We start from the raw sequence: 1092 nt of genomic DNA on the forward strand, positions 1-1092 counted from the left end.
ACCAGCGTTACAACACCCTGATCAGTGACGGCGCCGATGTTGCCGTCGAGACGAACTGGATCAACCTGGCCAAGGCCGAGAAGGCGGGTCTGCCGACCGACCTCCTGCCGCTCAGCGGTGGCTACTTCATCGCCCTGAACACGCGCAGAGAGCCGTTCAACGATATTCGCGCCCGACAGGCCGTGGCCGCGGCGCTCGACATCGATGCGCTGAACCTCGCCGCCTACAACGGAACCGGCACACCCGTCGACACGCTGTTCAGCAAGGCCTCGCCCTTCTACTCGGACACGCCGCTGCGCAAGGCGGACAAGGCCACCGCCCAGCGACTGTTCGACGAGCTCGCCGCGGAAGGCAAGCCGGTGTCCTTCGCCGTCTCCACCGCCCCCACCTCGGAGAGCAGGACGACGGCGGAGAACATCCAGGCCCAGCTCGGCACGTTCAAGAACGTCAGCGTCCAGGTCAAGATCATCGAGGTTGCCGACATCGTCTCGCTGCGCACGACGCACGACTTCGACGCGACCACGTCGTCAGCGTTCTTCCAGGACCCCGAACCACGGCTGTGGACGGCCTTCAGCGGCGACTCGCCGGCGAACCTTTCCGGGATCGCCGACAAGGCGCTCAACGACGCCCTGCTGGCGGGGCGGACAGGCGCATCGGAACAGGACCGCGAGAAGGCCTACGACGCGGCGCAGGCACGGTTGACCGAGGCGATGCCGGCTATCTTCCTCACCCGGTCGGCGCCTGCCGTCATCACGGGCAAGAACGTGGGCGGCATCGTGCAGTACGGTACGGGTTCCCTGCTACCCGAGGATCTGTGGATCGCGAAGTAGCCCAGGACCCCGGTTGCGGCGTCCAGGAAAACGCGGTGTTTCTCTGACCCGGCGTCATCTCGACGCGCCAGAACCGCCAGCGGATCGTCCGCGCATGCGTCCCACGTGACGATCAGGTGCCAGGCACAGGAATGTGGCTTTTCCCAGTTGGCCGGAATCTGTAGTCAGCTGATCACGCCGCCTGCGGCGGGGTGGTTGACGGTGTGTAGCCAGGTGGGGCGGGTCGCGCGGGAGGCGAAGTAGCGGGCGCGGAGCTGCTGGT

1 protein-coding gene is annotated in these 1092 nt (G+C 66.5%); it reads left to right on the plus strand.

The window, feature by feature from the left end; genetic code table 11:
• Nucleotides 1-830, plus strand: an 830-nt coding sequence (locus tag FMEAI12_RS35925; protein ID WP_235015156.1) for an ABC transporter substrate-binding protein, incomplete at its 5' end; no start/stop codon positions are given.
• Between the last annotated feature and the right edge of the window lie 262 nt (nucleotides 831-1092).

This window comes from Parafrankia sp. Ea1.12 (assembly GCF_900465275.1).
Lineage (GTDB): Bacteria > Actinomycetota > Actinomycetes > Frankiales > Frankiaceae > Parafrankia > Parafrankia soli.